A 23,406-nucleotide genomic window follows, 5' to 3' on the forward strand; every position below is an offset into this window, starting at 1 on the left:
TTGTGACTATATAAAAAAAAGAGACTTATTTTATTCTCTTTTGTTATTTAAATGAATGCTTTAAATCTTAGTCATTATTTAATAATACTGCAAAATCTTCAACTGGTACGCGTGGTGTTATAAAGTGATTGACGATCTGCTTAGGATCCGCATAACCCAGTGCCATGCCGCAGACCAATTCTTCAAATTGTGCAGCATCAAGTATATTCAGCACTAGAGCATGAAGATGATTCCATGCGGCTTGTGGGCAAGTCTCTAAGACTCGTACTTTGGCTGCAATAATCACATTTTGTATTATCATGGCAATATTTTCGCGCCGATGCCCATGGCTTGATTGACTGTGTAGAATAGTCCGACAGGTGCGTTAAAAAAGATTGGTCATTACGTGATTGCTACTGTGCGATTTTCGCTTTTTCACCTTTTTGAATATTATGCAAGCCATACGAGCCCTAACCATTTTCACTGCGGTGCTCAATAAAAGGCGAAATCAATTTTTTCGGATAAAATACAAAACTTTTTTGTTGTTCGATGTTTTTTCAGGATGTTCAGACGGTCTAAATTGAGTATGACAGGTTTGCTCAAACATTTTGTTAGGAGTTTTCCTATGAGCACACCTATTTGCCATAACCGTGTATTCGTGCTTGGGGATATTTTATTTATCATGCTCAATAATCGTCTGAATAGTTAGGCTTTTTTGGTGCAAAGGTGTGATTTTGACCCATCATTGGGCATAGGTGGTTATCTATTAGACTAAGACTTTAGTTATAAGAAAAAAATATAGATCTCAAATAAAACTCAGTCTATATTTAAGAAAATATGAAGAATTGTTACTTAATTATTGCAAAAGTCTGTCTAAATTGTAATTTGATGATTCAAAGCCAATCGCGAATAACATCAATTATAGTTTGAAATTACGTGCATTAGACTTTAGTGGCAAGAGTAATAAAAGGTCATATCTTAAAACATCGAAATGTGCGATTTTTCATCTTTATAAGATTACTTTGCATAGGAAAAGACCAAAACGGAGTGGTCTTTTGTGCAAAAAATTTTACTGAAATGGAATTTTTGATTCACTATTAACAATGTAATAAAGGAAGTTTGTGTATGCGTTTAGCCCTCAATAAAAAGCCATTTATAGCTCAAAGCCTAGCACTTAGTGTGGCTGCTCTGATGATGACAACAACTCATGCTGCAACCAAAGAACAACAAGAACTCGCTCAGTTACGTGCTGAGGTTGCAGAGCTAAAAGCATTAATGCAACAACAGCAACAAGTTCAACAACAACAAGCAGTTCAGATTCAACAAGTGAAAACACAGCCAGCTCCTGTAAAAGCTGAATCTCCACTATCTTCGTTCAAATCTAAGTCTGGCGCAGACATTAACTTGTATGGTTTTGTTCGTGGCGATGCAAACTACATTATTGAAGGTGCAGATGACGACTTCAATGGTGTTGCTAAAGTAGGTGGAAGTGGTGCAAATGATCCTGCATCTGTTAAGGATAAATTGCGCGCGACAGCAAAAACGACACGTTTAGGTTTAGATTTCAATACCAATGTTGGTGGTGATAACAAACTGGGTGGTAAAGTAGAAGTGGACTTTGCTGGGACAAATGAAGCATTGCGTATTCGTCATGCATATTTGACTTATAACAGCTGGTTGTTTGGTCAAACCACATCTAACTTCCTGTCTAACCATGCACCAGAAATGATTGACTTTGGGACTAACGTGGGTGGCGGTACAGCACGTATTCCACAAGTACGTTATGGCTTTAATTTAGCACCTGCAACCAAATTATTTATTTCGGCTGAAGAAGGCAATGGTAGTGGTACTGGTATTAAATATAGCGTACCAAACCTAACAGCGAAATTGACACAAGGTTTTGCTGGCGGTAAAGGCTCTGTGTCTGCACGTGCTTTAGTTGAAAACTATAAATCGGCTGATGACTCTGATACAGCTTGGGGCTTAGCTGCAGGTGTAAATTATCAAGTAATGGACCCGCTAAAAATAAGTGCTGATGTGTCTTATGTGGATGGTAACAGTAACTACTTGTATGGCAGTAATTCTTCATATGTAGTTGATGCTGCAAATGGCAAGATCGCACAAAATGAAGCATTTGGTGTACAAGTTGGTGGTACGTATAAATTCAACGAGAAATTACGCTCGACTTTAGCGTATGGCGCACTCTTTGCGGATGATGGTACTGATTACGCGCGTTTAAACACAGCTGCAAATGAAGAAGTTTATCAAGCATGGATTAACTTCATCTATTCACCAGTTAAGCCTTTAGATTTAGGTGTTGAATATATCAATGGTAAACGTGATACCTTTGCTGGGGATAGCTACAAAGACAACCGTGTTGGCTTAATGGCGAAATACAGCTTCTAATCATGTGATGAAATAGTTGCGGTTTTAAAAACAGGAGCTTTAGGCTCCTGTTTTGTTTTAGTCGACAAATTTATACAGACTAAATACATTCTGAATATAGACTTAAGTATTAGGTCAGAAAAGAATAAGTGAAATAGTTGGAAATTATTGTAAAAAAATAAAGATTATCTATAAAAAATCTGCATAATGTCGGTCTTTCGCCCATATTGTACTTTTATTGGTTGTTTTTGAGCCAATATGGGGCGGTTTTGTGATTTTTTTCAAAAAACCGTATCTGTGTCCAAACATTATTGGGCATTACGTTATTTCAGTTTACTCATCGTGTAGAACTGAACATGTTATGCATCAGATCGCTTAGTTTGTTACCAATTTACCCGTTGCCTGAATTTCCATACGCAAGACTGAGTTTGTCTCAGATTTACGAAATATCTCTTGAAGTATCAATGGATTCGGTGGCTTATTAGCCAGATAACAAAATCTAAGCATCCGCTTTATGGACAATTGTCATGGAATTTACTTTTAACGCTTTTTATACCTTGATTGCTGCTGTCATCGTTTTGTTACTTGGCCGCTTCTTGGTAAATAAAATTGGTTTCTTGAAACGCTACAACATTCCTGAACCTGTCGCAGGTGGTTTAGTTGCAGCGATTATCTCCTTGGTTGTGCATAGTCTTTGGGGCTATAGCATCACGACCAGTAGCGAATTGCAAACAAGTTTTATGCTGATTTTCTTCGCCTCAATTGGTTTAAGTGCAAACTTTGCCAAATTGCGCGAAGGCGGAATTGGTCTGGTTATTTTCTTGATGGCTGTCGCATCATTTATTGTGGTGCAAAACTTTGTCGGCATTAGCCTTGCAACTTTATTGGGTATTGACCCACTTATTGGTTTGATTGCAGGTTCAATTACCTTAACTGGTGGTCATGGTACTGCGGGTGCTTGGGGTGAAATTTTAGAAGTTAAACATGGTATCCAAGGTGCATTAGCTTTGGGTATGGCGAGTGCGACATTTGGTTTGATTATTGGTGGTTTGATTGGTGGCCCTTTAGCGAAGTTACTCATTAACCGCTATCAATTGGCGACGCCACGTACCAATGAACAAATTGAAAAGAGTGATAACACGCCACTGACTGATATTAATTCAACAGAATATGTACCGTTTGAATATCCACATCGTGTGCGTTTAATCACTGCGGATAATGCGATTACCACATTAGGTTTGTTTGCAGGCTGTTTGGCTTTTGCTGACTTTATGACCGGCCATATGAAAGGCACAATGCTTGAGTTACCGACTTTTGTTTGGGCGCTTGCAGGTGGTGTGATTTTACGTAATGTGTTGGAAGGTATTTTCAAAGTTCAAATCTTTGACCGTGCGATTGATGTATTTGGTAATGCATCATTGTCGTTGTACCTTGCGATGGCTTTGCTTTCATTGAAATTATGGCAATTGGCTGACCTTGCTGGTCCGCTTGTGGTGATTTTAGGTGCACAAACGATTACGATGGGCTTATATGCTGCATTTGTGACATTCCGTGTGATGGGTAAAAACTACGATGCTGCGGTGTTATCTGCGGGTCACTGTGGATTTGGTATGGGTGCAACCCCGACTGCGGTTGCAAACATGCAGGCGATTACCAACATGTATGGTCCTTCGCACAAGGCATTCTTGATTGTGCCTTTATGTGGCGCATTCTTTGTAGACTTGATTAACGTGGCTGTCATTCAGTCTATTTTGCAATATTTTAACTAATTAGAAATGCAATTTGCCCTAGGAAACTAGGGCTTTTTTGCTTTCAGGTCTCTCACAATAATTAGGATATCGAGATGAATGATCAATTAAATGAAACATTACTCGGGTGGGTGAATACACTGAATGGACCTCTGTGGGACTTTTTGGTGATTTTCCTTGTTGCGGTCGGTTTGTTTTACACCCTAATTACGGGTGCAGTACAGGTTCGCTTATTTTTGCACAGCATCAAGGTCATGAAATCAAGCCGTAAGGAATGTGATGATGATCATGGCATTACACCTTTTCAGGCTTTTGTCACTGGGCTTGCAAGTCGTGTAGGTGTGGGTAATGTTGCGGGCGTTGCGATCGCAATTGCGATTGGTGGGCCGGGTGCAGTATTTTGGATGTGGGTCACTGCATTTTTAGGCATGAGTTCGGCTTTTGTTGAGTCATCTCTTGCACAGTTGTTCAAGGTGCGCGACCAAGAAAATAAACAGTTCCGTGGTGGACCTGCCTACTATATTACCCAAGGCCTGAAACAAAAATGGTTGGGTGTAGTCTTTGCTGTTGCGCTTATTTCAACCTATGGTTTTGTGTTTAACGCAGTACAAGCCAATGCAATTACAGGTGCAACAGCACATGCATGGGGATGGGATAAAGCCAATCTAGCATTTGAACTCGGCGGCATTCATATTGTGGTGTCTTGGGTTGGACTAGGTCTAGTCTTGCTGACCGCAATGATTATCTTTGGTGGGATCAAACGTATTGCCAAAGTGGCAGAAAGTTTTGTGCCATTGATGGCCTTGTTGTATTTGGCTGTTGCTTTATATATCGCCGTAATTAATTACGCTATTTTACCTGATATCTTCCAGCTCATTTTCTCTAAAGCTTTTGAGTTTGAAGCTGCTGCTGGTGGTTTCTTCGGTGCGATGGTTTCTATGGCAATGATGATGGGGATTAAACGTGGTTTATTCTCTAATGAAGCCGGTATGGGTTCAGCACCGAATGCGGCAGCTGCATCGGATGTAAAGCACCCTGTAAACCAAGGTTTGGTACAAATGCTCGGTGTATTTGTGGATACCTTCGTGGTGTGTTCATGTACAGCGATTATTATTTTGGCATCAGGACTTTATCATGATGCGGGCTTTGAAGGCGTAGCGCTCACCCAAATGGCTTTAGAGAGCCAAATTGGTTCTTGGGGTGATGACTTCCTTGCAACGATTTTGTTCATGTTTGCCTTTTCATCAGTCATTGGTAACTATGCCTATGCTGAAGGGAATGTGCAATTTATCAATAACAATGCCAAGGTGATGTTCGTCTTCCGTATCTTTGTTTTGATTATGGTGTATCTCGGCTCAGTGATGAGTGTGCCTCTCATTTGGAACACTGCGGATTTGTTCATGGGTATCATGGCCACTATTAACTTGTTTGCTATTTTGCTGTTAACACCATTCTTATTGATGCTGTTAAAAGACTATTTGGCACAGCTGAAACAAGGTGTGAAAGAGCCAGTATTTAAATTGGATAACCATCCTAAATTTAAAGACAAAGTGAAATCAGACATTTGGTAATCACTTAGTACATAAAAAAGCCTCTACATTGATAGGGGCTTTTTTATGGCTATTTAACCGCTAAAGTAAAAGAACAGCTGATAGAGTGCAAAACTTAAAATCAGGCTTAGCCAAATCGGGAGTTTGGTTCGAAGCATTAAAATAAAAGCGATTACAAAAACTATGTCAGTCCAATGCTTGAAATAACTTTGTCCCATTTGTATCACTAAACACAGCAGTAAACTGACCACTGCCGCATTGATCCCAATCACGGCTTTCCGGATCGCAGCTTGCTGCATAAGCCAAGACCAATAAGGCAAAGTAGCAAAGATTAAAAAGAATGAGGGTAGAAAGATTGCTAAAGTGGCTAGAATCACATTCAGCCAAACAAATGGCGTTAAAGGTAATAAAGCACCTAAGTAACTGGCGAAACTAAATAAGGGGCCGGGCATGAGTTGAGCCAGCGCATAACCTAAGTCAAATTGTTCGGCAGATAAAATATGGCTGACGACGAAGTCCTGATGTAAAAGTGGCAAAATAATATGCCCGCCACCAAAAACCAAAGATGCTGCTTGGTAAAAACTAAACAGGCTCTGTGAGAACAGTGAAGAAGATGAATGCCACACCATAAAAACCACAAAAGGCAAAACAAAGGCAATTAGCCAAAGATAAGTCTGCTTTGCTTGGACTTTTGATTTTAAGCTGCTGTCTTGAAACTTTGATGTCGAATCCGATGCGAAATAAATACCGACCAGAGCAGCCACTAAGATGACGATAACTTGGCTGAATGACCATGGCACAAAGTAAAGAAACAAGGTGCTAAGTAGCATCAGCACATATTGCCAAATAGTTTTACAGAAACTTGTCAACATTTGCCAAAACACCCAGATCACCACAGTAAAAACGATCAACTGAATGCTATGTAGTGTCATCGCACTGAGTTGATTGAAATACTGCTGACCCAGTACCGCGAAACATGCCATGAGGAGCATAGACGGCAAAGTAAAACCGAGCCAAGCCGCGCACGCACCGCGGTAGCCTTGGAGTTGATAACCAATGGCAATACCCACTTGGCTGCTGGTCGGCCCTGGGAGCAATTGTGCGAGAGCAACCAACTGGGCATATTCAGCATCACTCAACCATCGAAGTTGCTGTACAAAATGACGGTGAAAAAACACCAAATGAGCAGCAGGTCCACCAAAAGACAAGCAGCCCAATTTTAAAAAGTGCAGAAAGATGCAAGTGAGATGCTGAGTGCACATGTTGAATTATGCTGACAAATTGAAACAGATTATAATGCTGGAATATGACGCTTTTACGAAAAGCAACAGTACATGCACTGCTGATTTTCATACACTATGCTGCTGGAAAACTTTGCTCTATCTCAACCTCGGTGAATCATGTTGAACATTAAACTTAGCCTTATGTCGTTTACATTGCTCGCTTTAGCAGGCTGTCAAAGCATGCCCAAAGTGGCTCAAGAAACGCCAAATCAGGCTTTTTCAGCCGAAACTGACTCAGGGGAAGCTCAAGAGCGACTTAACCAGATCAATTTTAAACAGCTCAAAAAAGAACAAAACCGCCCTATCATTGCCTTGGTGTTGGGGAGTGGTGGTGCACGTGGTTATGCGCATATTGGCGCGATTCAAGTTTTAGAACAGTCGGGGATTCGTCCCGACTTTATCGTGGGAACGAGTGCTGGCAGTATCGTCGGCTCACTGTATGCCAGCGGTAAAAATGCCAATCAAATTCGTGAGATTGCGCTGAATATGAAAGCCAATGATGTGCGCGATATTCGTTTGGACATGAAAGGTTTCTTTGATGGTCAAAAAGTTGAAGACTATGTCAATGAACAAGTGAGCGATGTTCCACTTCAGCGCTTACCTATCCCGATGTATGTGGTGGCGACGCAGTTAAAAGAAGGTAAAAAAGTCGTCTTTAACTATGGCAATACTGGGCAAGCGGTTCGAGCATCTGTATCGATCCCGAGTATGTTCATTCCAACCAAGATTGGTGTTGATGAATATGTGGATGGTGGTTTAGTCAGCCCAGTACCAGTTGATGTGGCACGTAAGTTAGGGGCGGATATTATTATCGCGGTCGATATTCTGGCGCAGCCAATGTATACCGAAACCTCAAATGTTTGGGGGCTGTTTAACCAAAATATCAATATTATGCAAAAGAACCTTGCACAAATTGAGCTGAAAAATGCCGATATTGTGATTCAGCCAGACTTACGTGAAAAGGTGCATATCTTTGATGTCAGCGGACGTGAGTTGACCATGCAAGCTGGGGTCGATGCAACCGTTGCACAGTTAGGACAGATTCAAAAAGTTTTTGCGCAGAAAAATTATAAGCAAAAATTGAATATTCAAAGTATTCAAGTAAGAACGCATTGATCACGCGTGATTTCAAAATAAAAGCCTGAATGGACTGGACTAGTATGTGTTTCTATAACTCGAAATACAGCCAATCAGGCTAAAAGCCATTTATATGCTGTGAAAATATCACAGCGACAATGTTTTTGAATAAATTAAAATTTAAAGAAGGCCTATAGATTCAAAAGCTTAGTCTTCTTTATATATATTTTTTTGAATGATAGTCAAATCACTATAAATAATAATGATGGTTTTGTTACCAAATTTAGCGTTCAAAACCGATATAATAAATGTCACATATCCTATTATCTTACCAATTAGAGAACGCGATGTCCCCATTAGATCAAATTGCTGCGGCTGCGGATGACCAGTCTGAACTCACTATGTCGGTCTTAATGACACCTGATATGGCGAATTTTTCAGGAAATGTGCATGGTGGCACCATTTTGAAACTGTTAGACCAAGTGGCATATGCGTGTGCGAGTCGTTTTTCAGGAAGTTATGTGGTGACCTTATCGGTTGATAAAGTCAATTTTAAAGAGCCGATTCATGTGGGCGAGTTGGTGACTTTCTTGGCAAGCGTGAACCATGTCGGTCGTACTTCGATGGAAATTGGTATTCGTGTTGAAGCACAAAATATTCAAAAGCGTACAGTACGCCATACCAATAGCTGTTACTTCACCATGGTTGCGGTAGATGAAAATGGTAAGCCAAAACAAATTCCTGCGTTGAATTTGGACAATGACTGGAAGCGCTGTCGTTTTGAAGCAGCAGAACAACGTAAGGTCGCGCGTTTACAAGAGAACCATCATCCTTCGTGCAGTATTTATAAAAAAGCATCGCATAGTTAAGTTTTAAAAAACGATCTCCTGTATAGGGGATCTTTTTTATGTCTGACGTTTATGTTTTGAATAGAAGCCCATATGGGCAAACTACGCAAATTTGGCTTTCTGCACCTGTTGATCTCGAATTTCTATAGTCCATGTACATAAATTAAAAGAAACCAAGACAGGATATATCTTGGTTTCAAGTGACGCTAAAAAGTTGTTGCGATCCAGCAGGAGAGTAAAGCCACTGGATCTCTCAACATTTCAATTATTTAGCGGCTTTTTCTTGATTCGGTTGCTCTGCTGATGCTTCCGAAGCTGGTGCATTTGCACTTAAGTCTGTGGTTTCAGCTGTTTCTTGGGTTGATACCACAACTTTGTCTTCTTGAGCTGGCGCTTGTTGAGGTGCAGCAAAAGTTGCAAAGCTCGCAGCTGTTAAAGATGTTGCAATAATTAAGTGTGAAAGTTTCATGGTTTTGGCATCCTTATATTTTATAGATAAAAATAGTTCAGACTGATCATCACATCAATTTGAACTGAGCTTCATGCTATCGCCTGAATATCTGCGGTTCAATCGAAGCAACAATGTGAAAAGTGCACATTACCTAAAACTACAGATGATGAAAAAATAGTAAGCTTTAAGTAACAAGTAGAAGTTTTTTGTGAATAGATTGAGAGGGAATGAAGAATTAATGATCAATATAGATGTTTGAAAACTCACATAAACTGTACAAAGCATGCGAATTAAGTGCGAAACCCTAATTTCAGTTTTGAGTAAAATGTAAGGAAGTTTGTCTAATACGGGTATCGATGAATGAAATGTCAGCCAATTGAATGCTGAGTGTTCGATGTCATGGATTTGAGATGAGAAAATTGGTTATTTAAATTAAGATGACAGCTTATTTTATTGTGCTGTTTTTATTATATTCCATGCTAGGTATAAAATTTTGAAACTGATGTCGATGCCGCAGGCGGTTCCTACGCATATTATTTCGGGCTTTCTTGGCGCGGGTAAAACTACTTTGCTCATGCATTTGTTAGGTCAGAAACCGGAACATGAAGTTTGGGCGGTACTGATGAATGAGTTTGGGCAAATTGGCGTAGATCAACAGCTCATGCCACAAACAGAAGGCTATGCGGTGAAAGAATTACTCGGTGGTTGTTTATGTTGTAGCAGCCAACTACCGATGCAAATTGCACTGTCTCGGTTTCTCTCAGAACAAAAGCCTGATCGGCTGTTTATTGAACCCACAGGCTTGGGACATCCAGCACAGTTACTGGAGCAACTGACCGAGCCACATTGGCACTCGACCCTGCACATGCGTGCACCGATCACGGTGCTGGATGGTTCGCGTTTACATGATCATGCTTGGACAGCACAAAATCTTTATCAGGATCAATTAAAAGCGGCGCAGATTGTGGTGGTTTCGCATCAAGCTCATATGCAAAAAGCAGATCAAGATGCTCTTGAAAAACTGCAAACCGAATATAAGCCTTATGCTCAGCAGTGGCTTATGGCAGAGCAGGGCAAGATTGAGCTTGCGCAAATCGATTTTGAGTACATCGGAGCAAAACGACTAAAGCAGCCTTTACTGAACATTCAGCAACAGTTGAAAGCGACTCAACAAGATTTTCCCGAGATTAAACAGTTGCCGTATCACTATGTAGAAACGGCACAAGGTTATAGTGTTGCTGGTTGGAAAATGCCGAAGCGTTGGGTTTTCAACTTTTACGATTTATTAGATTTGCTTTGTGAACAGCAAGATTGGCGACGGATTAAAGGAATTTTCCATACCAATCAGGGGTGGAAGGCATTTAATTTCAATCCTGAACAATTTAACTATCAAGATGTGGAAGAAGGGATTGATAACCGAGTTGAATTGATTGTTCAAAATGAAAGAGATTGGATGGATTTTGAAAGCGCACTTTTTGAATGTCGCATAGAGCAATGACTTAAATTGTTTTAAGCAAAAAAAGCCGAAATCTTATATGCTAGTCGGCAAATTTGAGGATGGTATGTATGGCGCTTAAAGCTACAATTTATAAGGCAGATTTGAATATTGCCAATATGGATGTCCACCAATATGGGGACTATCAACTGACTTTGGCATTGCATCCTTCAGAAACCATTGAGCGTTTGATGGTGCGTTTGTTAGCGTTTGCACGTTTTGCGGATGAAGCTTTAGAGTTTACCAAAGACTTATTTGAAACCAATGAGCCTGCGCTGTGGGAAAAGGACCTCACGGGTCAGTTGGTGAAATGGATTGAAGTGGGCAGCCCAGACGAAGATAAAGTGAAAAAAGCCAGTGCACGTTGTAAGCAAGTGGCGATTGTCACTTATGGCACAGCTGTCGATGAATGGTATAAGCGCAACAGTAAGTTGAAGACATTGAACAATGTAGAAATCTGGCAGTTGTCGACTGCAAGTACTGAAGCGGTTCAAGCCCTGTGTGAGCGTACCATGCAACTTCAGTTGAATGTGATGGATGGTGAGTGGACTTTAATTGGTGAACATGCTCAAGCCATTATTGAGTGGACGCAATTGCAATAAGCATACAGTTTAACTAGATTTATTGATTGAATAGGTTGGAGTGAAATCATGAGCGCAGAATTAGAAATTATTGATTTAGTTGTCGGTGAAGGTAAAGAAGCGGTTAAAGGTGCTTTAATCACCACACATTATACGGGCTGGTTAGAAGATGGAACCAAGTTTGACTCATCGTTAGACCGTGGAAACTACTTTGAAACCGTGATTGGGACAGGCCGTGTCATTAAAGGTTGGGACCAAGGTATTATAGGCATGAAAGTGGGCGGTAAACGTAAACTCATTGTGCCGGCACATTTGGCTTATGGTGAGCGTAAAATGGGTAATATTATTCCTGCCAATTCAAATTTGATTTTTGAAATTGAGTTGTATGATGTAAAAACACGTGATTAATCAAAAATATTGATAAATAAAAGAGTCAATTACAAGGATGTATTTGATTCATTTGTAAAAACACTTGGTTTTTAAGAAAAACATTTGTAGATTAATTATTAGGCAGAGCGTATTTAAGGGAAGAGTCGCTTTTGTATAGCTCATTGAGCAAACGGTCTTTGTTTGGGTTTGTTTTAAGCTGTTTGCTGGTTTTAAGTTTGATACCTTCGACGTGGGCACAATATGAAGCTGAGCCCACGCAGTATTATTTGCATCAAAAAAATGTCAATGACATTCAATTCACCGAACAAACCACCAGTTATTTAAAAGGTACATGGTCTTATTATGACCAAGAGCTGATTTCTCAGCCTAATCGTAAACTCCCTTCTAAAACTACCGAATTGCCAATTTCATTTCAAGAACTTACAGGCAGTAATACGGGTTATGGGACTTTTGTCGGTCATTTCAAAATTCCGGATGAATTTATTGGCCGAAGATTAGCCATTCATATCCCCAATCAAAATTGTGCTTATCGGATTTATCTCAATGGCGATTTTTTAGTTCGTTTAGGGGATGTCGCGGATAATGCGGGAGCACAGCAAACAGAAAATGCACCGCGGATTGCTTATTTTGTCCCTGACGGCCCCTATTTTACTTTAAGTATACAAGCCTCAAACTTTAACAATTTACGCGGCGGCCTTGAAAGCCCCATGCATATTGGCATTGCTAAAACCATCAATCGACATTATCAGCAATTGATGATGAGTATCGCCATGATCTGTGGCGTGGTGTTTGGTGTAGGAATGTTCACCACCATGTTCTCGATGTTCCGTGGTTCAGATGAACGGAATAGTAAAAGTATTTTTGTTTTTGGTATTTTTATTTTATTTCTTGCCTTACATAATCTTTTTACCGCGCCATATGCTTATACGACTTTCCTAGATATCAACTGGTTGTGGGGCATACGCTTAGAATATTTATTTATCTATTTAGCGGTCATGTTTTTTTTGAGCTATATGTATTTGCTCAATCAGCACTATTTACAGCATTGGATTTATACCGTTTCCATGTTGGTTTTGACCTTGAATATCGTCATTACCTTGTTATCCGAGCAAGTTGTTTTTGAGCAGCTGGCTTTTTATAGCGCTTTTTTTAGTATTATTATTTTGCTTAATTTTGCCTATGGTTTTTACATTACTTTAAAGACCAAACAAAAATATTCGAAACTCAATTTATACGCCGTGGTATTGCTGTGTATATCGTTCATTCATGACTTTTTGTTGACGCTACATGTGATTGATTCGATTCATCTCTCTTTTATCTTTACCAGTCTGTACGCACTTTTGGTGATGTTCCAACAATCACGTAACTATGCTTATCAGACTTACCATACTGAACGTTTGAATAATAATTTAATTGAATTGAATGATTCTCTAGATCAAAAAGTGCAACAGCGCACTTCACAGTTACATGACTTAAATGAAAAACTCGAATATCAAATTCAAATTGATGCCTTAACAGGCGCCTATAATCGGCGTGCATTGAATCAAGAAATTCAGCAGCGCTTTGTTGAAACACAACAAAATAGTCATGCAACTTTGGTTTTTGCCATGATGGATGTCGATTATTTCAAAAATTATAATGATTACTATGGTCACTTAAAGGGCGACGAAGTCCTGCAAAATCTGGTGAAAGTGATTGGTGCAGTATTGCCACATAATGCCTACTTAGCACGTTATGGTGGGGAAGAGTTTGCCATTGTTTTATATAATGTCCCAATTGTGATTATTAGTCAGATCATGCAAACCGTTTTAGATGCAGTGCGTAGTGCGCGCTTTGAGCACCATAACCGCCTAGATGGCAAAGATTATGTGACTTTGAGTATGGGAGTGTCGTGGATGGATCGTGAAACGAGTTATGCCAATATTCACGACCTTATGAAAGCGGCCGATTTAAAACTGTATCAAGCCAAAGAAGCGGGGCGTGATCAGATGAAAATGCCCAATGAATCCTATGAAAATGAGTGATTTTTAGGTGAGTCATGCTTCGGTCAATCACCTTTAGGATAAGAGTTTAACCATAGCCACCATTTTGGGATTTGGGATGTCTTGGACGTGGATTTGAAAGCCATGTTTTTGATAAAAAGTGCATGCCGTTTGGGTGCTTTCTAAACTCATTTGACGAATTTTTTTACGTTTAAGATGTTCAATAACGGTTTCTAATAAAGCTTTCCCAATGCCGCGCTGTTGTTCAGCGGATGAAATATAATTGAGTAAAATACGACCTTGATCACTGACCATAATAAAACCCACTACGTGCTGATTGAGTACATAGACCCAGCTGTCGTTATAGTGCATCCACATAATCAGGTTGGATTGGGTTTTATTTTCTAGCCAAATTTGAATCGTACTTTCATGGCGATGATGGTCTTTGATACATGATCGAATACTGTCGTGCACGACATTTAAAATTTCAGGAATGTCTTGAAGTTGGGCTGCCCGTATCATCTTTTCTTCTTAGAGCTATAGAAACAGCTATTTCATGCTAGCGACTGTATTTATTAAATTGAATTACTGTTAGTACGGATGTAACTTTGTTGTTCAATCACACTAAATTAATTATTTTTTATAGTGATTTTGTGAGTGAAAAATCACATATCGTGATGCCTTTCACATTCGTGCGAATATGTGTTGAATCACTTGAATTGGTCTGAGAATCAACACCCAATTACAAGTCATCGAATTGAGCATTTGAGTTCATACGCAGTCTGCTTTAATTATTTTGATGTTTATTTGAGCGATAATGCTGTATTTTAAAAGGGAATATTTGTTACGAGAGCAGGGCATGGCGACATTTTTACTGATGATTTGCATACTCATTGCTTTGGTTGCGGCATCTATTATTGTAATCAAAATTCAAAAAAAGCACCGCTTTCTGAAGCGACAAAAAAAAGCGGTTGAATCGGAAGCAGCATCTGTGCAAATGGCAACGCATACCAATATATCACCTCAGGTTGAGCGTGTTATTGAAGTTGATGCTTATGAACAAGAGCTGTTCGATGACGTGGCGACTCTATTTTTAGATCAAGCGATATTGCTCACGGTCGAAGAAGATGCAACGTTGATGCAAAGCACATTATTGGTCAAAATGCCTGCGAAAACCCAGACGCAAATTCGCAAAATGGATTTAAATGAATGGTCTATTTTTTGGAGCTTTTATGATCAGTCGCTTGAATACTATGTAAGTCGTTATGGCATGTTTTATACGCATATTGACCGCAGTGGATGCGAGCATAAAAAAAGCCATCGTACTCGTGATTGATCTCCTCGCTTAAGCCTCTTCAGCGTCCATCACAGCCATGGATAAGTGTTTAAGAATTCGTTCTGCAACATGAGTTAGATAGAAGTCATCCTGTTTTAAGCGTGTCATTAAAATTGCGCCCTCATAATCGGCAACACTGATTTTAGCCAGTACCTCAGCTTGAGCGATAGGCATCACTTGTTGAAAATAGTGCAACAACGCCAACTCCCAATCTTGAAAAATAGACTGAATTTTGAGATGAATTTGTTCGGATAAATGCGGGATTTCCAAAGACAGCATCCCAACTAAGCAGCCTTGAATACCAATACTAAAAAAGTTGACCGCTTGTTGGTGCGCGTGTTCAAAGCGAACGTAATACTCTAAGTGCGTATCACGCAAGATACTGAACAGTTTATGGTTTAAATATTGCTGGCTAACTTGCAAAATATCTAAAACCAAAGCTTCTTTATTGGGATAATAATAATAAAATGCCGCTTTACTGAGCCCACAAGACTTTGCCAATAAATCCATACTGGTGCCTGCATAACCATGGGTTTTAAAGGTTTGCATGCAGTGCAACTGGATTTGTTCTTTACTCAGTTTTTGTGGGCGCATAGAGCTTTAACGTTCCGTAGTGGTTGGTGATGATAAATAGCCATTGAAAGTGTTCAGCATATCTTCCCAGATGGCTTCGGCCCCCTGGCGGAAATATCCCATGTGTCCAATTTCTTTTAAGCCATAGTCATTGGCTTCAATATTGAGATAATGCATGTTCGCATGTCGATAATGCTGCATAAATGCATGCCTTGAGTTGGGTAAAGCCCAGTCATCATCCAGTGCTGAAACAGCATAGATTGGGGTTTTGACCTGTGCATACTGTTCCAGTAAGTGTTGTTGCTCTGGATCTGCAAAAAAGTAGGTCGGATTTTTACACCATTTTCGCCACTGTGTGTAGACATCCACAGGTAAATCGGTGCCCATTTTCAGCAGGCTCCAAGGCAGATAGCCCTTTAGTGCAACCATCGGCGGGAAAATAAGATTCCACATGACATGTACTTTCATTTTCTCCCGAAACGGCATATAGCCATGCCAACCCGCACCTGTGCCAAAGCAATACATCGCAGTGACTTGGTCATGGTTGCGGGTTAAACCGAGTGCTTGGCCTCCATAAGAGTGTCCAACCACAAAAATAGGTTTGTCATCTTTGTGGATAGAGTCAATGGCAGCCGACAAGTCTAGCTGCCCCCAGTCCAAATAGGACATGCTAAAACCTTTGAGTTGCTTCGGTGCAGAAAGCCCCACACCACGATAATCAAAAGTTAGGACTTGATAACCTAGAGCTACTGCATACTCAGCAAAGCGACGATAGAACTGCTGTGGTACACCTGTTGCACTGGCAACAATGATGTTGGCTTTGATCGGCTCAGATGAGCGATAACGTGTACCAACGAGTACATAACCATCGGTTGCTGAAAATTTTACAGTTTGTTTTTGAATTTGGGGCGAATCTAAATGGGCTGTGGCTTGCATCATCGTTTCTTCTTTTTGTTAAATACTAAAGTCGGTTCCAGACTTTTGAGCTTTACTGTCCTTTAAACTGAGCAGGGCGGCGTTGTAGCATTGCCATGACACCTTCTTGGACATCTTGGGTTTTGAGTAGCGGGCTGAGGTGCTCTTGTAAATGTGCAAAGGCATAGTCTGCACCGTGCTGTACGGCTTGTTGCGCAGAAGCCAGCGTAGCTTGAACGGCGAGTGGTGCAACTTGTGCAATTGATTCTGCAAGGGCCAATGCTCGTTCTAATGCAGCATTTGGCGTGGATGCTTTTACGACCTCGGTAATTAAATTGAGATCGAGAGCTACTTGTGCATTGAAGCTGTCACCTGTGAGTAGATAGCGCATAGCCTTGTTCCAACCCGCCGCTTGTACAAAGCGAACCGTTGCACCGCCAAAGGGTAAAATACCGCGCTGCACTTCCATTTGGGCAAATTGTGTATTGGCATCGGCAATCACCACATCGGCATTGAGCATCAGTTCAATTCCCGCGGTAAAACAAAAGCCTTGGACTGCCACAACCACGGGTTTGGTGCGGGGTCTGGAACTGGTGCCCCAAGGGTTAATTTGTGACGCGGGAAAGTCGAAAACGCCTGCAGTGAGTTTGGGTTGCAACTCAACCAAATCAAGCCCAGCTGTAAAGTGTTCCCCGTGTGCAAAAATCACGGCACAGCGCAGTGAAGGATCATCCTCATATTCGGTGAGGGCCAGTGATAAGTCATGAATCATATGACTATCGAAAGCATTGCGCTTGGCTGCGCGGTCTAAACCAATTAAAAATAATGAACCGCGAACTTCGCGACTGACACGGCCTTGTTGTTCTGACATTTTGATTATTCCTGCATCGTTTTATAAGTTTTTAAACGATTGTTAGAAAACTGTCAAAACTTATGCGTATTCATTCTGTGACTCGACAGTTTGATCCGATTCCCCGAAAAAAGAACGACGTTTAGATTGAGTGGAATTGTCTTGCCTTTATTGAGTTTTTTTTCATAATAGCAGCACTTCTTTGAATACCAGTTGAACCATGTCTAGCCTTGAAATATTTGCAGTCATCATTAGCTTAATTGGGGTGACGTTGACCATTAAGCGCAATATGTGGTGTTGGTGGTTTAACTTCGCTGCTTTCTTGTTATATGCCTATTTGTTTTATACCTATAAGTTATATGGTGAAACCATTTTGCAGTTTTTCTTTGTAGTGGTGAACTTTTACGGTTTTTATCACTGGCTCAAAGGTAAACAACAAGATCATGACATTCGGATTGAACCGATTACAGTTCGGCAAGTGATTTTGCAAATGCTACTTGCCGCTGTGGCTGGTGCAGCATTTGGCTTGAGCTTAAAGTATTTTACCGATGCTGCTGTACCGCTATTGGATGCGCAGCTCGCAGCATTTAGTCTGTTGGCGACCTATTGGACCAGTCGTAAACATATTGCGACATGGATACTGTGGGTATTTGTTGATATTGTTTATGTTGGTATGTTTATCTATAAAGATTTGTTCCTAACCGCAGCTTTATATGCAGGCTTTGTTGGCTTGGCGGCTTTTGGATGGTGGCAATGGACACAGGTACGCCATAAACAACAGCTGAAAAGTGTTTAGGCTAGGTAATGTTGATTGACTTTAAACACGTACAATTGGTTCAATTTGAGTCGGTCATCGAACGGTTAAAGGGAAGTCCAAAGCAATATCTGGACTTTGATTCGGTTGCGGATTTTTATCAGGCCACTTGGCTGGGTGATTTACCCAGCAGTGCAATTTGGTCGGTTACAGGACTGGATGATGGGGCCGAGCATTTTGATATTCGCTTGGCCTGTTTTGAGCGTGTGGTTTTTATTTATATTGCAGATGATATTGTCATACAGAATGGCACACATTGAAATCTAGATCACGGTATAGTCGGTGCTGGAGCATCGTCTATATTTGACCCTTCTACAGGATGACGAGATCCAGTTTTTCAGTCCTGATCAGGGCATGGATGTTTACAAAAACAAAAAATAAAGGATTTAATACTATGGCACATCAGTTTGTAGTCAATGCCACCATCAAAGGTGTTTCATTGGATGACTTCCGTCGACTCGCAGCCGATATCAGCTTACATGAAAATGTTTGTCGTCGTATTCCCAGTGAGAAGTTGGAAATTTTGGAGTCGAATAAAGTCGGCGATATTTATACCCTCAAGCGCGCGTATAATTTGGATGTCAATATTCCCGATATTGCGAAGAAATTTCTAAAAGATGCTTTTCGTTTACAACGTACGGACGTCAGCAATTTAGTTGTGCTCAGCTCGGAAGTTCGTTTAGACCCCAACTTACCTTTAGAAGCCGTGTGCCAACGTAGTGTATCGGGTAATGATGAGCAGATTCACTTTCAACTGGAATGGACGGTAAAAGTAAAAGTACCATTAATTGGCGGTATGTTAGAAAAACATGCTGAAGGTGAAATCCGTAAGTTTAGCCAAATCGAGTTGGATATTGTGGAAGATGAACTGCGCCAAAATCTGCATGCAGAAACCTTAAGCTAAAGGCTTTGACCTCATGTTTTCAAAGTAGCTTACATAAAAAGAAACCCTTCGATTGAAGGGTTTTATCATTTTATGGCTTGGTTTCAAACTGAGTTCGATAAACCAAAGCTGTGAAGAAGCAAACCAAACAGACCAGCCAAATATAATACATCGCGCCAATGTTGCTATAGAGACTGAGCCATTGAACCAAAGGCAGTGTGATGCCTCCTGCAATGGCATAGGCGACATTATAGGAAAACGAAATGCCCGAAAAGCGGATCGGAGCAGGGAACATTTTGACCATGCTATAGGACACAAGCCCTACCGTGCCTGAAAAGAATCCCAAAAGCATATACAGTACAAACACAGTAGTTGGACTGACCGCACCTAAACTGTGGTAGAAAATGGTCGCGATAGCGGCAACACCGAGCGAGCCAACAATCAGGACTTTGGCTGCACCAAAACGATCGGCTAAGGTCCCAGCGAGTATACATCCCAGCATTTGCATGATGATCGCAGCACTTTGCATTTGAAAAGCATCGCTACGTTCAAAGCCAAAGGCGCCCGTCAGTAAGTTTGGCATGGCTAAAATCAGTACCACCACGCAAGCGGTTAAGAACCAGGTCAAGAGTATGCCAATCACCACGGCAGTTTTATGACGGGCTAAGACTTGTTTTACCGGCACTTCTTTAGACAGCTCTTTACGTGCTTGCATGGCTTTGAATACTGGGGTCTCTTTCAAATAACTACGTAAATACAAGGCTACTAAGCCAAAAATACCGCCCACAATAAAGGGAATGCGCCATGCCCAATCATGTACAGATGTTTCACTAAACTGAAGAGAAATGAACAGTGACATTAAAGCACCGAGCAAGATGCCGAGTGACAAACCAGCCGTAAGTAAGCCATTGGCAAAACCAATTTTTTCAGATGGAACATGCTCAGAAACAAAGGTCCATGCCGCTGGAATTTCTCCACCAATTGCAATGCCTTGTACCACCCGCATAAGGAGCAAAAGCAGCGGTGCAGCATAACCAATCGTTTCAAAAGTTGGCATAACCCCGATCATGAGGGTAGGTAAAGCCATGAGCAAAATAGATAAACTAAAGAGGCGCTTGCGCCCGATGAGGTCGCCAAAGTGCGCCATGACTACACCGCCAAGTGGACGGAAGAAGTAACCTGCGGCAAAAATACCATAAGTATTCAGCATGGCCCAAAATGGGCTGAGCCCTGCGGGAAAGAACAACTCTGAAATAATTTTGGCGTAAAAAACATAAATAACAAAGTCATAGAACTCAAGTGCACCACCGAGTGATGACAGCCCAAGGGTACGTTTGTCTTCTCTGGTCAAACGTGGTGTTGCATCCATGCGTATATTTCCAAAGCTAAATAAAGGTTTATATTTGATTTTAAAGAAGTCTTTTTTGAATGAATAATCAATCTTTCTTTACTGGGTGTGAACTAAAAATTATACATGAATCAACATCGTTGATTTGACGGTCAACGTAAATATATAACGCAGGCGAGATAAAAAGCTTATGATATAAAAAGAATAAATAGGTATAAAAATTAGGATTTGTGTATGAGTGTCATTTTACCTGTTGCACAACGTGGTGAAGATATTTTAAGACTTAAAGCCGCTCGCGTAGCAGATGCAGAATTTAATAGCGACTGGCTCATGCTGTTGGCCTCTGCCATGATTGCGACCATGTTGGAGCGGAGCGGTGTGGGCATTGCCGCACCACAAGTCTATATTTCAAAGCGGGTCATTATTGTGGCTTCACGGCCAAATTTACGCTATCCCGATGCGCCTGAAATGGACGCCGTGGTGATGGTCAATCCTGAGATTTTAGAGTTTTCGCAGGCAACGACCTTAGGTGAAGAAGGCTGTTTAAGCGTACCGAATGAGCGTGGTCAGGTACAGCGTGCGCAAAGCATTAAGGTGCTGTATCACACTTTGACTGGTGAGGTAATGGAAAGCACTTTTGAAGGTTTTCCTGCACGCATTGTGCAACATGAAATAGACCATCTAAATGGTATTTTATTTGTCGATCGCCTGAGTGCTTAGGCGCGAGTGTTGTTTTATTCATCTTTATATTTAAACTGTTGTGGGGTTTGTCCCAAATGACGTTTAAACATGCTACTAAACGCACTCGGATTGCTATAACCAAGAGATCTTGCAATCTGCGCAACGGACTCGCCACTGGCAATTTTACTTAAGGCATGGGCAATATGCATTTGCTGAACCCATGCACGATAAGACAGCCCTGTTTCCTTTTGAAACATGCGCATCAAGGTTCTGGAGCTGGTGCCAATTTCATCAGCCCATGTGCTTAAATCTTTTAACTGATCGGGCGTACTTAATAGCGCTTGGCAAATATTCATTAAGCGTCGATCTTGCGGCCATGGAATTTGAATCGGCAACAGATTGGCTTTATGAATTTCATCAAAAATTAAAATCTGTAGAGATCGTGACAGTTCATCAGAGCTGATCAGCTCGGAAGGTGGAATGTGTTCAATCGCATTGAGTCGAATCAAGAGTTCATGCAATAACTTGCTAACCCGAATAATAAAACAATGTTGCCCTAGCAGTGCAGCTGCATCTGCCTGAACCAATGCGGTATTGAGTTTCACCCGACTTAATGAAATCACACTGTGTTCAACATGTGCCGGAATCCATAGCGCGCACATTGGCGGCACGATCCAGACATGATTCGGGGTGAACACTTGAATCATCCCTGTCGAAGCATATAGAAACTGCGCCCGCGAATGGGTATGCGCAGGGGTAATCTCTCGATAGGTATGCTCAGAAGAAAGCCCAATCACCAATTCGGACATTTCGGTTTGAATCAGAGAATTTGGCATGTGCAGTTTAAAATTGTCAGTTATACAATGATTATTGGAAGATAGTCTTATGAATGACATTTTACAATCAATGCCTGATGAAAAATACATGGAGTTTGCGAGGGATGTCGTCTTCAATTCAAATGAAAGAGGGTATGGGTCAAGCTACAATCAATGAGCAACCGCAAGGTATGATTATAAAAGTGGTGGGAGCGGTGGCGGTTGCGCATCTGCTCAACGACTTGATTCAAGCAGTTTTGCCAGCCATTTATCCAATGCTGAAAACCAATTTTTCCCTAAGCTTTGCGCAAGTCGGATTAATTTCATTGGTCTATCAAATTACGGCATCGCTACTGCAACCTTGGATTGGACTGTATACCGACAAACATCCGAAACCTTATCTGCTGCCACTCGGCATGGTGGTGACTTTTAGCGGCATTTTACTGTTGGCATTTTCACCAAATTTTATTGTACTGCTTATGGCTTCGGCATTGATTGGTGTGGGATCTTCAACCTTTCACCCTGAAGCCTCTCGTGTGGCGCGAATGGCTTCAGGTGGACGCTTTGGTACAGCACAATCGACCTTTCAGGTCGGTGGCAATACTGGTACAGCCATTGGGCCTTTATTGGCAGCGTTGATCATTGTACCGTTTGGACAGCATGCCGTGGCATGGTTGATTGTATTTGCTTTACTTGCGATTTGGGTTCTGTTCGGTGTCAGCCGTTGGAGCATCAGCCACAGTAAAAAACAGTTGGCAGCACGTGCGCATCAAGTCCAAAGTAAACTACATGGGCGTCAACTCGTCATCGCGCTGTCGACCATTTGCGTGTTGATGTTTGCCAAATTTACTTACATCGCCAGCATCAGTAACTATTTCACTTTTTATTTAATGCACAAGTTTCAGCTCAGTTTACAAAGTGCGCAGTTACATCTCTTTGCCTTTTTGGCTGCGGTGGCTCTGGGTACATTTGCTGGTGGGCCGATTGGAGACCGAATTGGGCGTAAAGCAGTGATTTGGGTGTCTTTTGTTGGCATGGCACCGTTTGCTTTAATGATGCCTTTTGCCAATCTGTTCTGGACTACAGTATTGTCAGTCATAACAGGTCTAGTGCTGTCTTCTGCCTTTGCCGCAATGGTGGTCTATGCGCAAGAAGCTGTTCCGGGACGAGTTGGCATGATTGCAGGTTTGATGTTTGGTTTAATGTTTGGGGTGAGTGGCATCGCCGCAGCAGCTTTAGGATATTTAGCTGACGTCAAAGGCATTGAATGGGTGTTTGGCGTGTGTTCGTTATTGCCTTTAATTGGTTTGGCGACCTTCTTTTTACCGAAGACTCAAGCAAACTAACTGAATACTGCTGACCTTTAGTTTTAATCGCGCTATCTTATCAAACGAAGATGGCGCGATTGCATTTCGGTAGGTT

24 protein-coding genes are annotated in these 23,406 nt (G+C 41.2%); 15 read left to right on the forward strand and 9 right to left on the reverse strand.

Annotation, left to right across the window (positions count from 1 at the left end; all coding sequences use genetic code 11):
• Positions 1 to 67: 67 nt before the first annotated feature.
• Positions 68 to 301, reverse strand: a complete 234-nt coding sequence (locus GVX98_RS16950; protein WP_228716293.1) for a hypothetical protein — start codon at positions 299 to 301, stop codon at positions 68 to 70.
• Positions 302 to 1,104: 803 nt separating this feature from the next.
• Between GVX98_RS16950 and GVX98_RS11875 the strand changes: the two genes are divergently transcribed.
• The 3 genes from GVX98_RS11875 to GVX98_RS11885 all read left to right on the forward strand — a co-directional run bounded on the left by GVX98_RS11875 (position 1,105) and on the right by GVX98_RS11885 (position 5,683).
• Positions 1,105 to 2,385: a DcaP family trimeric outer membrane transporter gene (locus GVX98_RS11875; protein ID WP_159128182.1), complete on the forward strand. Its 1,281-nt coding sequence runs from the start codon at positions 1,105 to 1,107 to the stop codon at positions 2,383 to 2,385.
• A gap of 506 nt (positions 2,386 to 2,891) precedes the next feature.
• Positions 2,892 to 4,133 carry a sodium/glutamate symporter gene (gene gltS / locus GVX98_RS11880; protein ID WP_058869175.1) on the forward strand — a complete coding sequence of 414 codons (1,242 nt, stop codon included), beginning with the start codon at positions 2,892 to 2,894 and terminating at the stop codon, positions 4,131 to 4,133.
• Between the two features lie 74 nt (positions 4,134 to 4,207).
• Positions 4,208 to 5,683 (forward strand): sodium:alanine symporter family protein, encoded by a 1,476-nt coding sequence (locus tag GVX98_RS11885; protein ID WP_078388425.1) that lies wholly within the window; start codon positions 4,208 to 4,210, stop codon positions 5,681 to 5,683.
• A gap of 53 nt (positions 5,684 to 5,736) precedes the next feature.
• Here the strand turns inward: GVX98_RS11885 and chrA are convergent, their stop codons facing one another.
• Positions 5,737 to 6,924, reverse strand: coding sequence for a chromate efflux transporter (gene chrA / locus GVX98_RS11890; protein WP_159128183.1), 1,188 nt, complete (start codon positions 6,922 to 6,924; stop codon positions 5,737 to 5,739).
• A gap of 138 nt (positions 6,925 to 7,062) precedes the next feature.
• Here chrA and GVX98_RS11895 point away from each other — a divergent pair, with 138 nt between their 5' ends.
• Positions 7,063 to 8,061 (forward strand): patatin-like phospholipase family protein, encoded by a 999-nt coding sequence (locus GVX98_RS11895; RefSeq protein ID WP_159128184.1) that lies wholly within the window; start codon positions 7,063 to 7,065, stop codon positions 8,059 to 8,061.
• 308 nt (positions 8,062 to 8,369) lie between these two features.
• Positions 8,370 to 8,891, forward strand: coding sequence for an acyl-CoA thioesterase (locus tag GVX98_RS11900; protein WP_004694449.1), 522 nt, complete (start codon positions 8,370 to 8,372; stop codon positions 8,889 to 8,891).
• Between the two features lie 244 nt (positions 8,892 to 9,135).
• Here GVX98_RS11900 and GVX98_RS11905 read toward each other — a convergent pair whose 3' ends face one another.
• Complete coding sequence (locus tag GVX98_RS11905; RefSeq protein WP_004694446.1) at positions 9,136 to 9,339, reverse strand: hypothetical protein; 204 nt, start codon at positions 9,337 to 9,339, stop codon at positions 9,136 to 9,138.
• A 475-nt stretch (positions 9,340 to 9,814) separates the two neighbouring features.
• Here GVX98_RS11905 and GVX98_RS11910 point away from each other — a divergent pair, with 475 nt between their 5' ends.
• The 4 genes from GVX98_RS11910 to GVX98_RS11925 all read left to right on the forward strand — a co-directional run bounded on the left by GVX98_RS11910 (position 9,815) and on the right by GVX98_RS11925 (position 13,811).
• Entirely contained in the window at positions 9,815 to 10,819 is a 1,005-nt protein-coding gene (locus tag GVX98_RS11910) for a GTP-binding protein (RefSeq protein WP_216070683.1), read from the forward strand.
• Positions 10,820 to 10,887: 68 nt separating this feature from the next.
• Positions 10,888 to 11,418: a YaeQ family protein gene (locus GVX98_RS11915; protein ID WP_159128185.1), complete on the forward strand. Its 531-nt coding sequence runs from the start codon at positions 10,888 to 10,890 to the stop codon at positions 11,416 to 11,418.
• A 48-nt stretch (positions 11,419 to 11,466) separates the two neighbouring features.
• Positions 11,467 to 11,805 (forward strand): FKBP-type peptidyl-prolyl cis-trans isomerase, encoded by a 339-nt coding sequence (locus GVX98_RS11920; protein WP_159128186.1) that lies wholly within the window; start codon positions 11,467 to 11,469, stop codon positions 11,803 to 11,805.
• A 131-nt stretch (positions 11,806 to 11,936) separates the two neighbouring features.
• Positions 11,937 to 13,811: a diguanylate cyclase gene (locus GVX98_RS11925; protein ID WP_159128187.1), complete on the forward strand. Its 1,875-nt coding sequence runs from the start codon at positions 11,937 to 11,939 to the stop codon at positions 13,809 to 13,811.
• Positions 13,812 to 13,844: 33 nt separating this feature from the next.
• Here GVX98_RS11925 and GVX98_RS11930 read toward each other — a convergent pair whose 3' ends face one another.
• On the reverse strand, positions 13,845 to 14,291 hold the full coding sequence (locus tag GVX98_RS11930) for a GNAT family N-acetyltransferase (RefSeq protein WP_159128188.1): 447 nt from the start codon (positions 14,289 to 14,291) through the stop codon (positions 13,845 to 13,847).
• Between the two features lie 337 nt (positions 14,292 to 14,628).
• On the opposite strand from GVX98_RS11930, the gene GVX98_RS11935 reads away from it, so the two are divergent.
• Positions 14,629 to 15,105, forward strand: coding sequence for a hypothetical protein (locus GVX98_RS11935; RefSeq protein WP_228148443.1), 477 nt, complete (start codon positions 14,629 to 14,631; stop codon positions 15,103 to 15,105).
• 9 nt (positions 15,106 to 15,114) lie between these two features.
• Here the strand turns inward: GVX98_RS11935 and GVX98_RS11940 are convergent, their stop codons facing one another.
• Genes GVX98_RS11940 through GVX98_RS11950 form a run of 3 tightly spaced genes read right to left on the reverse strand, consistent with a single transcriptional unit; the run spans position 15,115 to position 17,464 of the window.
• Positions 15,115 to 15,699: a TetR/AcrR family transcriptional regulator gene (locus GVX98_RS11940; protein WP_159128189.1), complete on the reverse strand. Its 585-nt coding sequence runs from the start codon at positions 15,697 to 15,699 to the stop codon at positions 15,115 to 15,117.
• 6 nt (positions 15,700 to 15,705) lie between these two features.
• Positions 15,706 to 16,614: an alpha/beta fold hydrolase gene (locus GVX98_RS11945; RefSeq protein ID WP_159128710.1), complete on the reverse strand. Its 909-nt coding sequence runs from the start codon at positions 16,612 to 16,614 to the stop codon at positions 15,706 to 15,708.
• A 52-nt stretch (positions 16,615 to 16,666) separates the two neighbouring features.
• Entirely contained in the window at positions 16,667 to 17,464 is a 798-nt protein-coding gene (locus GVX98_RS11950) for a crotonase/enoyl-CoA hydratase family protein (RefSeq protein ID WP_159128190.1), read from the reverse strand.
• A 199-nt stretch (positions 17,465 to 17,663) separates the two neighbouring features.
• On the opposite strand from GVX98_RS11950, the gene pnuC reads away from it, so the two are divergent.
• The 3 genes from pnuC (at position 17,664) to GVX98_RS11965 (ending at position 19,161) form a co-directional block, all read left to right on the forward strand.
• Positions 17,664 to 18,239 carry a nicotinamide riboside transporter PnuC gene (gene pnuC / locus GVX98_RS11955; RefSeq protein WP_159128191.1) on the forward strand — a complete coding sequence of 192 codons (576 nt, stop codon included), beginning with the start codon at positions 17,664 to 17,666 and terminating at the stop codon, positions 18,237 to 18,239.
• An 8-nt stretch (positions 18,240 to 18,247) separates the two neighbouring features.
• Positions 18,248 to 18,517 carry a hypothetical protein gene (locus GVX98_RS11960; RefSeq protein ID WP_159128192.1) on the forward strand — a complete coding sequence of 90 codons (270 nt, stop codon included), beginning with the start codon at positions 18,248 to 18,250 and terminating at the stop codon, positions 18,515 to 18,517.
• Positions 18,518 to 18,651: 134 nt separating this feature from the next.
• Positions 18,652 to 19,161, forward strand: coding sequence for a DUF2505 family protein (locus GVX98_RS11965; protein WP_159128193.1), 510 nt, complete (start codon positions 18,652 to 18,654; stop codon positions 19,159 to 19,161).
• Between the two features lie 70 nt (positions 19,162 to 19,231).
• On the opposite strand, the gene GVX98_RS11970 is transcribed toward GVX98_RS11965, so the two are convergent.
• Positions 19,232 to 20,509, reverse strand: coding sequence for an MFS transporter (locus GVX98_RS11970; protein ID WP_159128194.1), 1,278 nt, complete (start codon positions 20,507 to 20,509; stop codon positions 19,232 to 19,234).
• Positions 20,510 to 20,722: 213 nt separating this feature from the next.
• Here GVX98_RS11970 and def point away from each other — a divergent pair, with 213 nt between their 5' ends.
• Positions 20,723 to 21,208 carry a peptide deformylase gene (gene def / locus GVX98_RS11975; protein WP_159128195.1) on the forward strand — a complete coding sequence of 162 codons (486 nt, stop codon included), beginning with the start codon at positions 20,723 to 20,725 and terminating at the stop codon, positions 21,206 to 21,208.
• A 14-nt stretch (positions 21,209 to 21,222) separates the two neighbouring features.
• Here the strand turns inward: def and GVX98_RS11980 are convergent, their stop codons facing one another.
• A complete protein-coding gene (locus GVX98_RS11980) occupies positions 21,223 to 22,005 on the reverse strand; it encodes a helix-turn-helix domain-containing protein (RefSeq protein ID WP_159128196.1) in 783 nt (260 codons plus the stop codon).
• A 104-nt stretch (positions 22,006 to 22,109) separates the two neighbouring features.
• Between GVX98_RS11980 and GVX98_RS11985 the strand changes: the two genes are divergently transcribed.
• On the forward strand, positions 22,110 to 23,330 hold the full coding sequence (locus GVX98_RS11985; protein WP_159128197.1) for an MFS transporter: 1,221 nt from the start codon (positions 22,110 to 22,112) through the stop codon (positions 23,328 to 23,330).
• The last annotated feature ends 76 nt before the right edge of the window (positions 23,331 to 23,406 follow it).

Origin of the sequence: Acinetobacter sp. 8I-beige (genome assembly GCF_902505955.1) — a bacterium.
Classification (GTDB): domain Bacteria; phylum Pseudomonadota; class Gammaproteobacteria; order Pseudomonadales; family Moraxellaceae; genus Acinetobacter; species Acinetobacter johnsonii.